The sequence below is a fragment of the Aeromicrobium sp. genome (assembly GCF_032084975.1).
In the GTDB taxonomy this organism is placed as follows: domain Bacteria; phylum Actinomycetota; class Actinomycetes; order Propionibacteriales; family Nocardioidaceae; genus Aeromicrobium.
This window is the reverse complement of record NZ_DAMDLR010000091.1, coordinates 1-9,196: the sequence shown is the minus strand read 5'-3', so window position 1 is coordinate 9,196 and position 9,196 is coordinate 1. Positions and strand designations below refer to the sequence as shown.

The window sequence follows — 9,196 nt, the reverse complement described above, 5'->3', positions numbered from 1 at the left end:
GACCACGAAGCCGACCCCGGCCCCGGCTCCGCGGCCCACCCCGGCTCCCACGACGGCTCCCGCGCCCGCCCCGGACAAGGACGGCCCCGGCGTCCCGGCCGGCACCCGGCTCACCAAGATGAACGGCGACCTCACGATCACGAAGGCCGGCACCGTCATCAGCAACGCCGAGATCTACGGGCGCGTCAGCATCAGGGCCGCGAACGTCACGATCAAGAACTCGCGCATCCGCGCCCAGCACCCCAGCTCGGTCGGCGTCGTCAACACCAAGGCGGCCGGCGTGGTGATCAAGGACAGCGAGATCCTCTCCGACCACCGCAACCCGACCACCAACGGCGTCATGGGCTCGAACTTCACGCTCGAGCGGGTCCGGATCCGCTCGGTCGTCGACCAGGTGCACATCCATGGCGCGGGCAACGTGACGATCCGCGACTCGTGGCTGCACGACAACACGCACTACGAGCAGGACCCGAACTGGGGCGGCAAGCCCAGCCACGACGACAACATCCAGGTCACCTCGGGCTCGGACATCCGGATCGAGAACACCCGCCTGGAGGACGCGCACAACGCGGCCGTCATGCTCGCTCAGGACCAGGGCACGATCGCCGACGTGACGCTGCGCGGAAACACGATCGGTGGCGGTGCCTGCTCGGTCAACGTCGCCCAGAAGAGCCGGGGGCCGCTGGCCGGCCTCACGATCGCCCAGAACGCGTTCATCCGCGGCACGCAGCGGCTGGACGGCTGTGCCGTCATCGCGCCGCTGACGTACAAGTCGACGCTGAGCGGGAACGTCTGGGAGCAGACGGGCTCGGCCGTCACCCTCACGCGGGGGTGACGGCGGCGGCGCTCAGGAGTTGAAGGCGCTCTGCGTCTTCTCCAGGCCCACGGTCACGAGGCTCTCGACCGCGTCGGCGGCCTCCTGCGTGACGATGTCGGCCTCGGTGCGCTCGGTCTTGGCGAACGGCTTGAGCACGAAGTCGTGCACGGGCTGCTGGCCGGGCGGGCGGCCGATGCCGAACCGCACGCGCAGGAAGTCGCCGGTGCCCAGGGACTGCCGGATCGACTTGAGGCCGTTGTGGCCGTTGTCGCCGCCGCCACGCTTGCAGCGCAGCGAGCCCAGCGGCAGGTCGAGCTCGTCGTGGATCACGATGAGCTGCTCGACCGGGACGTCGTAGTACTTCACCAGCGCCGACACGGCGCCGCCGCTCTCGTTCATGTAGCCGCGTGAGCGGCCCAGCACCGTGCGGTGCCCGGTCAGCAGACCGGACACCACATCGGCACGTGCCGCCTTCAGAGACGAGAACCGGCCGCCCATGCGGGCGGCCAGCTCATCGGTCACGTGGTACCCGACGTTGTGCCGGGTGGCGGCGTACGAGGGGCCGGGGTTGCCCAGCCCGACCACCAACCAGGTCATCAGCCGTTGGCCGACTCCGGCTCGGGCGTCTCGGACTCGTCGTACTCGATGCCGGCCTCGGCGGCCGCCTCGTCGAGCTCGGCCTCGACCTGGTCCGCGGTGGGCGCGTGCGTGAGGTTGACGATCATCAGGTCCTCCTCGACGGCGAGGGTCGAGCCCTCGGGCAGGTCGAGGTCGGAGGCGAGCACCTGGGTGCCGGCCTCGCGACCGACGATCGAGACCTCGATCTCGGTCGGGATGTGGGTCGCCTCGGCCTCGAGCGACACGGTCGTGTTCTCGGTGACGACCAGGACGCCGGGCTCGGGCTCGCCGACGATCGAGATCGCGACGTCGACGACGACCTTCTCGCCACGCTTGACCATGAGCAGGTCGACGTGCTCGATGAAGCCCTTGAGCGGGTCACGCTGGACCTGCTTGGGGATCGCGAGGTGGCTCTTGGAGTCCAGCTCGATCGACAGCAGGGCGTTGGCGGTCTTGAGCGCCATCATCGTCTCGTGGCCCGGCAGGGTCACGTGCAGGGGATCGTTGCCGTGCTCGTAGAGGACGGCGGGAACCTTGTCCTCGCGACGGATGCGGCGGGCGGCGCCCTTGCCGAACTCGGTGCGCTGCTCGGCGGAAAGCTTGATCTCAGCCATGGGGAATCTCCTTGGAGGTCTGTTCAACTCGGGTCTCGGCGCTCGACACAGCACTCCTGTGGAGCGCCCTGTCGATCACGGTCCGAGGACCCTCGCCGAGGCAACCCGACGATCTTAGCCCACGGCGGCACGCGAGCAGAAATCGGCGGTACGAGGTCAGGTCCAGCGGCGCGTGAGCACGACGTGCGTCGCCAGCGCCATGAGGGCCGAGACCGCGACGGCCGAGATGCCCAGGGACGGCACCGTCAGCACGCCGCTGAGCAGGACGAGCGCCGAGGCCAGCATGATCGCGCCCACGACCGGCTCGCGCACCCGTCCCTGCAACGAGGACACGGCCAGGCGCGCCAGGACGACGACGATGAGGGCCGCGAGGAAGAGCGCGACCGCCAGCACCGCGGCCGGCAGGAGCGCCGTGCCGATCTCGCCGACGGCCAGGGCCAGCACCAGCGTCGCGCCGACGCCGATCAGCGCGTAGGCCGCGCCCACCTGGGCCGCCGCCCGCAGCACCGCCCCCGTCGTCATCGGTGCGGCCTCAGGAGAACAGGCTGGTGACCGAGCCGTCCTCGAACACCGCCGAGACGGCCTGGGCCAGCAGCGGGGCGATCGACAGCACCGTGAGCTTGTCGAAGTGCTGCTCCTCGGACAGGGGCAGCGTGTTCGTGACGATGACCTCGCTGGCGACCGAGTTCTTGAGGCGGTCGACGGCCGGGCCGGAGAAGACCGCGTGCGTCGCGGCGATGACGACCTCGGCCGCCCCGTCGTTCATGAGCGCCTCGGCGGCCTGGCAGATCGTGCCGCCGGTGTCGATGAGGTCGTCGACCAGGATGCAGGTGCGCCCGGCGACCTCGCCGACGACCCGGTTGGCCTTGGTGACGTTGGCCTGCGTGACGTCGCGCGTCTTGTGGATGAACGCCAGCGGGGCGTTGTCGAACTGGCGGGCCCAGTGCTCGGCGACCTTGATGCGGCCGGCGTCGGGCGAGACCACGGCGAGCGGCTTCTTGCCGTAGCGCTTGCGGACCTGGCGCGTCAGGATCGGCATCGCCAGCAGGTGGTCGACGGGCCCGTCGAAGAAGCCCTGGATCTGCGCCGTGTGCAGGTCGACGGTCATCAGGCGGTCGGCGCCGGCCGAGAGGAACAGGTCGGCCATCAGGCGCGCGCTGATCGGCTCGCGACCGAGGTGCTTCTTGTCCTGGCGTGCGTAGCCGTAGAACGGGAGCACGACGGTGATCCGCTTGGCCGAGGCGCGCTTGAGCGCGTCGATCATGATGAGCTGCTCCATGATCGCCTCGTTGATCGGCGCCGCGTGGCTCTGGATCACGAAGGCGTCACACCCGCGGACGGACTCGTCGAACCGCACGTAGATCTCGCCGTTCGCGAAGTCGTACGCCGTGGTGGGCACGAGGTCGACCTCGAGCAGCTCGGCGACCTCCTTGGCGAGGGTCGGGTGGGCGCGGCCCGAGAACAACATGAGGTTGCTCGTGGGCGTGCGCTTACTGAGGCTCTTGGTGCTGGCCACCGTTGGTCTCCTGCGTGTTCTGGTCCGCGGCGTGCGCGGAGGAAGTGCCCGGCCGCCGGCTCGCGACCCACCCCTCGATTGTCCTCTGTCCACTTGCCGGCACGGCCAGCGCCCCCGGTGCCACGTCCTCGCGCACGACGGCTCCGGCACCGGTGAAGGCGCCGTCGCCGATCGTCACGGGGGCGACGAACACGTTGTGGCAGCCGGTCTTGACGTGGGCGCCGATCTGCGTGCGGTGCTTGTTCACGCCGTCGTAGTTCGCGGTGATGGCTCCGGCCCCGAGGTTGGTGCCCTCCCCCACCTCGGCGTCGCCGATGTAGGACAGGTGCGGCACCTTGGCGCCGGGACCGAGCGTGCTGTTCTTGAGCTCGACGTACGTGCCGACCTTGGCGCCGTCGCCGATGACGTTGCCCGGGCGCAGGTACGCGAACGGACCGACCGAGACTCCGGAGCCGACGACGCTGTCCGTGCCGTGGGTGCGCACGATCGTGGCGTCGTCACCGACCTCGACGTTGCGCAAGGTGGTGTCGGGCCCGATCGTGACGCCCTCGCCGATCGTCGTGGCGCCCAGCAGCTGCGTGCCGGGCAGGATCGTCGTGTCGCGGCCGATCGTGACGGCCGTGTCGATCCAGGTCGTGGCGGGGTCGACGATCGTGACGCCCTCGGCGAGCCAACGGTCGACGACGCGCGCGTTCAGCTCGCGGCCCAGCCGCACGAGCTGGCGGCGGTCGTTGACGCCCTCGGTCTGCCACACGTCCTCGAGGACGTGGGCGCCGACCGGCAGGCCCTCGCTGACGGCCTGCCCGACGATGTCGGTCAGGTAGAGCTCGGCCTGCGCGTTGTCGGTGCTGAGGGCTCGGACCGCGCGGTCGAGGAACGCCCCGTCGACCACGAGGATCCCGCTGTTGACCTCGCGCGTCGCGCGCTCGGCCTCGGTGGCGTCCTTGTGCTCGCGGATCGCGGTGACGCTGCCGCGCTCGTCGCGCAGGATCCGCCCGTAGCCCGTGGGGTCTTCGGGCTCGGAGCTCAGGATCGTGACGGCGCGCGCCTGGGCGCGGTGCTCGTCGATCAGCAGGCGCAGCGTCTCGGCCGACAGCAGCGGGACGTCGGCGTACGTCACCAGGTAGGTCGCGCTGGACTGCTGCGCGGCGTCGAGCGCGACGCGGACGGCGTCGCCGGTGCCCCGCTGCTCGGTCTGCACCGCGATGACCGCGGCGGGATCGAGCGCGGTGACGGCCGCCTCGACCTGCTCGCGGTCGTGTCCGACGACCGTGACGACGTGGTCGATGCCGGCGCCACGCACGGCGTCGAGCGCGTGCCCGAGCATGGGCCGCCCGGCGACCTCGTGCAGCACCTTGGCGCGGCGCGACTTCATCCGGGTGCCGGCGCCTGCGGCCAGAACGATTGCGGTGACCTGCTCGCTCACATCACTCCTCGGTTGACGACCTTCCGAGTGTAGGCGTCGCCGCGCGCGGAACGGCATTCACGTGCGTCCTGCCCGGGGCCGCTGGACGGGCCGGACCGAGCACGGGCGTACTCCGATGGCGAGCGTCGCCGGTTACCGTGTCGCCATGACCGCTGTCGGAGACCCCGGACCGTTCTCTGCCCATCTGGGGTTCCGAGTGGTGCGGGCCGACGCCGACGGCGCGGTCGTCGAAGCCGATCCGGGTCCCGAGCACGTCAACGGCGGGGGCATCCTGCACGGCGGGTATCTCAGCGCGCTGCTCGACAGCGCCACCGGTTGGGCGGTCCACGCGGCCGGTCCGGAGGGGATGATCGCGCCGCACGTGCAGTTGAGTACACAGTTCGTGCGCGCCGGCGTGCCCGGCCAGCCGCTGGTCTGCACCGCGACGTGCACGAACGTCGGCGGTCGGATCTGCATGACCCAGGGCGAGATTCGCCAAGGCGGCCACGTCATCGCTCGCGCCTCGGGCACGCACGCGGTGATCTCGCGCGGTTGAACGCGGGACGGGGAGGTGGCGCTGCTCGTTGCTCCCCGGGTAGGAGTCGAACCTACGTCGCTAATCCTGATTCAAAGTCAGGCGGGCCCTGCCGGCAGACCAACCGGGGATCGGTGCCCCACAGGCTACCGGAGCACGTGCGGACCCCCGTCCCACACGCCCACTCCCAAGTATCTCGACATCAAGAATCTTGAGCGACTACGGTGGCCGCATGGACGAGGTCGACCAGATCGTCGCGGCGTGGCGCCGTGAGCGCCCCGACGTCGAGGTGACGCCACTGGAGATCTTCAGTCGCCTCACCCGCCTCGCCAAGCACCTCGAGCGACTGCGCAAGCAGGCCTTCACCACCCACGGCCTCGAGGTGTGGGAGTGGGACGTGCTGTCGGCGCTGCGCCGCTCGGGCGAGCCCTATGAGCTCTCCCCCGGCCAGCTGGTCGCCGCCACCATGGTCACGAGCGGCACGATGACCAACCGCGTCGACCGGCTCGTGGCGCGCGGCCTCGTCGTCCGGCGGCCCGCCCCGTCCGACCGCCGGGGCATCCTGGTGCGGCTCACGCCCGACGGCCGCGCGCGCGTCGACGGGGCGCTCGACACCCTGCTTGACCTCGAGCACGCGATGCTCGAGCGTGTCCCGGTCGGCGAGCGCGAGCACGTCGCTCACGCGCTGCGCACCCTGACCTCGCACTTCACCGGCTGACGAGGCCGCCGCTCAGGACTCGAGCTCGGCCGACGCCTCGAGCCAGGCCTCCTCGACCTCGGCCAGCTCGTCGGCCAGCGGACGGCGCTGGGCGTCGAGCTCCATGAGCCGGCTGGTCTGCGTCGCCGACTCGACCATGGCGCGATCGAGTTCCGCGATCTGCTCGGTCAACCGCTCGATGCGACGCTCGAACCGGGCGACGTCCTTCTTCAGCTGCCGCTCGTTGGACCCGCCCCGCTGAGCTGCACGGTGCGCCTCGTCCGCACGACGTGTCCCGGGCGAGACGTGCGACTCAGCGGGCTGCGCGGCTGCGGCGGCCTGCAGGCGCAGGTACTCGTCGACGCCACCGGGCAGGTGCCGCAGGTGGGTGTCGAGCACCGCGTACTGGTGGTCGGTCACGCGCTCGAGCAGGTAGCGGTCGTGCGAGACCACCAGCAGCGTGCCGGGCCACGTGTCGAGGAGGTCCTCGATGGCCGCGAGCATGTCGGTGTCCATGTCGTTCGTCGGCTCGTCGAGGATCAGCACGTTCGGCTCGTCGAGCAGGATCAGCAGGAGCTGCAGCCGGCGGCGCTGGCCGCCGGACAGGTCCCGCACCGGCGTCGAGAGCTGCGCGGACGTGAAGCCCAGCTTCTCCAGCAGCTGACCGGGCGACAGCTCCTTGCCCTCCGTCACGTAGGACGTGCGCTTGCGGGCGACGACCTCGCTGACCCGGTCGTCGAGGACGGCCTCGAGGTCGGCCAGGTGCTGCGTGAGCGCCGCGATCTGGACGGTCTTGCCGCGCTTGACGCGACCTGCCGTCGGGGTGACCGCACCGGTCACGAGACCCAGCAGCGTGCTCTTGCCCGCGCCGTTCGGGCCGAGGATGCCGGCTCGCTCGCCGGGGCCGATCCGCCACTCGACGTCACGCAGCACGGGCCGGTCGTCGTAGCTCACCGAGACGTCGAGGATGTCGACGACGTCCTTGCCCAGTCGCGCGGTCGCCAGCTTCGCCAGCGAGACGGAGTCGCGCACGGGCGGCTCGCGCTCGATCAGCTCGTTCGCGGCGTCGATGCGGAACTTCGGCTTCGAGGTGCGGGCCGGGGCGCCGCGGCGCAGCCAGGCCAGCTCCTTGCGCATCAGGTTCTGCCGGCGCTCCTCGCTGGCGGCGGCCTGCCGGTCACGCTCGACCCGCTGCAGCACGTAGGCCGCGTATCCGCCCTCGTAGGCGTCGACGCGGGCGTCGTGGACCTCCCACGTCAGCGTGCAGACCTCGTCGAGGAACCAGCGGTCGTGGGTCACGACCACGAGCGCCTCGGTGCGGCGCCTCACGTGCTCGGCGAGCCACGTGACGCCCTCGAGGTCGAGGTGGTTCGTCGGCTCGTCCAGGACCAGCACGTCCCAGCGGCGCACGAGCGTCCGCGCGAGGGCGACCCGGCGTCGCTGGCCGCCGCTGAGGGTCGTGACGGACGCGGTGTACTCGACGTCGGCCATCAGCCCGGACAGCACGTCGCGGATCGCGGGGTCGCGCGCCCACTCGTGCTCGGGCCGGTCGCCGACGACGGCGGTGATGGCGGTCAGCCCGGGGTCGAGCTCGTCGCCCTGCTCCACGACCCCGACCTGCAGGTCCCGGCGCCACGTCACGCGGCCCGAGTCGGGCTCGAAGCGCTTGGCGAGGATGCGCAACAGGGTGGACTTGCCGTCGCCGTTGCGGCCGACCACGCCGATACGGTCGCCCTCGGCGACGCCGACGGTGACGTCGTCCAGGACGGTGCCGGACGGGAAGGACTGGCCGATGCGCTCGGCGACGACGAGGGGCGGCATCAGATCAACCGCGCGCCGGTGACGGGACCGCGCGACTGGATGACGTCGGCCGACGAGGCGACGCTCGCGAGCGCCATCGAGACGTCGAGGCCGTGCTCCTCCGACGCGACGAGGAACAGCGTGGTCGGGCCGGAGCCCGAGATCAGCGCCCCGAGCGCGCCCGCCTCCAGGCCGACCTTGAGGGTGTCGCCCAGCTCAGGGCGCAACGACAGGGCCGCGTCGGTGAGGTCGTTCGTCAGCGTCTTGCCCAGGAGGTGGGCGTCGCCGGCGCGCAGCGCGTTCAGCAGGGCGTCGGGGACCTCGGGCTCGAGCACGCCGTTCGGGTTGAGCCGGTCGAACTCGGCGTAGACGGCGGCCGTCGAGAGGCCTTCGGCGGCCGTTGCGAACACCCAGTGGTAGCCACCGCGGGCCAGGATGGGGCTGATCGTCTCGCCGCGACCTCCGCCGATCGCGTTCCCGCCGTGCAGCAGGAACGGCACGTCGCTGCCCAGCTCGGCGGCCAGCGGCTCGAGCTCGGGACGCGTGAGGCCACCGCCCCACAGCTCGTTGCAGCCGACGAGCGTGGCGGCGGCATCGGCGGACCCGCCGGCCATGCCGCCGGCGACCGGGATCACCTTGCGGATCGCGATGTCGGCGCCCAGCTCGGGCCGGCCCAGCCGGTCCCGCAGCAGCTTCGCGGCGCGCACGGCGATGTTGTCGTCGCCCTCGGGGACGGCCGCACCCTCGGGCAGGTCGATCTCGGTGTGCACGGTCACGGCGATCTCGCCGTCGGACCGGTCCGTGATGCGCAGCTCGTCGTGCAGGTCGACGGCCTGGTAGACGGTCGCGAGCGCGTGATATCCGTCCGGGCGCGCGCGACCCACGCCGAGGGAGAGATTCACCTTCGCCGGGACACGCACCGTCACTCTGGCCGCCGCGGCTCCAACCTAACGGGCGGTGGAGAAGGGTCGCTCGGCGGTGAGCGGCATCAGCAGCGGATGCCCTGCGCTCCCGAGGCGATGTGTGGAGTTGCGTACCCTCTTGGGCCGATTTGTGGCCGCAAACCTACACATCCGCCGCGGCACCGAGGCGCAGGTCAGGACGGGTCGAGCGCGGCGGCGACGGCCGCGAACTGCTCGACCGTCAGCTGCTCGCCTCGGGTGCGCGGGTCGATGCCCGCGGTCGCGAGCGCGG

At 71.4% G+C, this 9,196-nt stretch carries 10 protein-coding genes and 1 tRNA gene; 3 read left to right on the top strand and 8 right to left on the bottom strand.

The annotated features are described in order from the left end of the window. Positions 1–835: right-handed parallel beta-helix repeat-containing protein (locus RT323_RS14780; RefSeq protein WP_313409812.1), on the top strand; the 835-nt coding region annotated here is incomplete at its 5' end. 12 nt (positions 836–847) lie between these two features. Here RT323_RS14780 and pth read toward each other — a convergent pair. The 5 genes from pth to glmU all read right to left on the bottom strand — a co-directional run bounded on the left by pth (position 848) and on the right by glmU (position 4,991). After that, a complete protein-coding gene (gene pth, locus RT323_RS14775; protein ID WP_313409810.1) occupies positions 848–1,414 on the bottom strand; it encodes an aminoacyl-tRNA hydrolase in 567 nt (188 codons plus the stop codon). Continuing rightward, positions 1,414–2,049: a 50S ribosomal protein L25/general stress protein Ctc gene (locus RT323_RS14770; protein WP_313409808.1), complete on the bottom strand. Its 636-nt coding sequence runs from the start codon at positions 2,047–2,049 to the stop codon at positions 1,414–1,416. The genes pth and RT323_RS14770 overlap by 1 nt, the downstream gene beginning before the upstream one ends. A 156-nt stretch (positions 2,050–2,205) precedes the next feature. Continuing rightward, positions 2,206–2,571, bottom strand: coding sequence for a hypothetical protein (locus tag RT323_RS14765; RefSeq protein WP_313409806.1), 366 nt, complete (start codon positions 2,569–2,571; stop codon positions 2,206–2,208). 10 nt (positions 2,572–2,581) lie between these two features. After that, on the bottom strand, positions 2,582–3,517 hold the full coding sequence (locus tag RT323_RS14760) for a ribose-phosphate diphosphokinase (protein ID WP_313409814.1): 936 nt from the start codon (positions 3,515–3,517) through the stop codon (positions 2,582–2,584). A 22-nt stretch (positions 3,518–3,539) separates the two neighbouring features. Then, entirely contained in the window at positions 3,540–4,991 is a 1,452-nt protein-coding gene (glmU, locus tag RT323_RS14755; RefSeq protein ID WP_313409804.1) for a bifunctional UDP-N-acetylglucosamine diphosphorylase/glucosamine-1-phosphate N-acetyltransferase GlmU, read from the bottom strand. Positions 4,992–5,136: 145 nt separating this feature from the next. Here glmU and RT323_RS14750 point away from each other — a divergent pair, with 145 nt between their 5' ends. Next, positions 5,137–5,526 (top strand): PaaI family thioesterase, encoded by a 390-nt coding sequence (locus tag RT323_RS14750; protein WP_313409802.1) that lies wholly within the window; start codon positions 5,137–5,139, stop codon positions 5,524–5,526. A gap of 31 nt (positions 5,527–5,557) precedes the next feature. On the opposite strand, the gene RT323_RS14745 is transcribed toward RT323_RS14750, so the two are convergent. Further along, a tRNA-Gln gene (locus RT323_RS14745) sits at positions 5,558–5,636 on the bottom strand. Between the two features lie 101 nt (positions 5,637–5,737). Here RT323_RS14745 and RT323_RS14740 point away from each other — a divergent pair. Further along, complete coding sequence (locus RT323_RS14740; protein WP_313409800.1) at positions 5,738–6,223, top strand: MarR family transcriptional regulator; 486 nt, start codon at positions 5,738–5,740, stop codon at positions 6,221–6,223. A gap of 12 nt (positions 6,224–6,235) precedes the next feature. Here RT323_RS14740 and RT323_RS14735 read toward each other — a convergent pair whose 3' ends face one another. Continuing rightward, positions 6,236–8,023 (bottom strand): ABC-F family ATP-binding cassette domain-containing protein, encoded by a 1,788-nt coding sequence (locus RT323_RS14735; protein ID WP_313409798.1) that lies wholly within the window; start codon positions 8,021–8,023, stop codon positions 6,236–6,238. Continuing rightward, positions 8,023–8,928: a 4-(cytidine 5'-diphospho)-2-C-methyl-D-erythritol kinase gene (locus RT323_RS14730; RefSeq protein WP_396172448.1), complete on the bottom strand. Its 906-nt coding sequence runs from the start codon at positions 8,926–8,928 to the stop codon at positions 8,023–8,025. Before RT323_RS14730 ends, RT323_RS14735 begins: the two co-directional genes overlap by 1 nt. Positions 8,929–9,196: the final 268 nt, after the last annotated feature.

Excerpts from the sequence above, each read along its gene's own strand:
- RT323_RS14760 (WP_313409814.1), bottom strand. The coding sequence starts at position 3,517 with ATGTTGTTCTCGGGCCGCGCCCACCCGACCCTCGCCAAGGAGGTCGCC.
- RT323_RS14735 (WP_313409798.1), bottom strand. The coding sequence starts at position 8,023 with ATGCCGCCCCTCGTCGTCGCCGAGCGCATCGGCCAGTCCTTCCCGTCC.
- pth (WP_313409810.1), bottom strand. The coding sequence starts at position 1,414 with ATGACCTGGTTGGTGGTCGGGCTGGGCAACCCCGGCCCCTCGTACGCC.
- RT323_RS14740 (WP_313409800.1), top strand. The coding sequence starts at position 5,738 with ATGGACGAGGTCGACCAGATCGTCGCGGCGTGGCGCCGTGAGCGCCCC.
- RT323_RS14770 (WP_313409808.1), bottom strand. The coding sequence starts at position 2,049 with ATGGCTGAGATCAAGCTTTCCGCCGAGCAGCGCACCGAGTTCGGCAAG.
- RT323_RS14750 (WP_313409802.1), top strand. The coding sequence starts at position 5,137 with ATGACCGCTGTCGGAGACCCCGGACCGTTCTCTGCCCATCTGGGGTTC.
- RT323_RS14765 (WP_313409806.1), bottom strand. The coding sequence starts at position 2,571 with ATGACGACGGGGGCGGTGCTGCGGGCGGCGGCCCAGGTGGGCGCGGCC.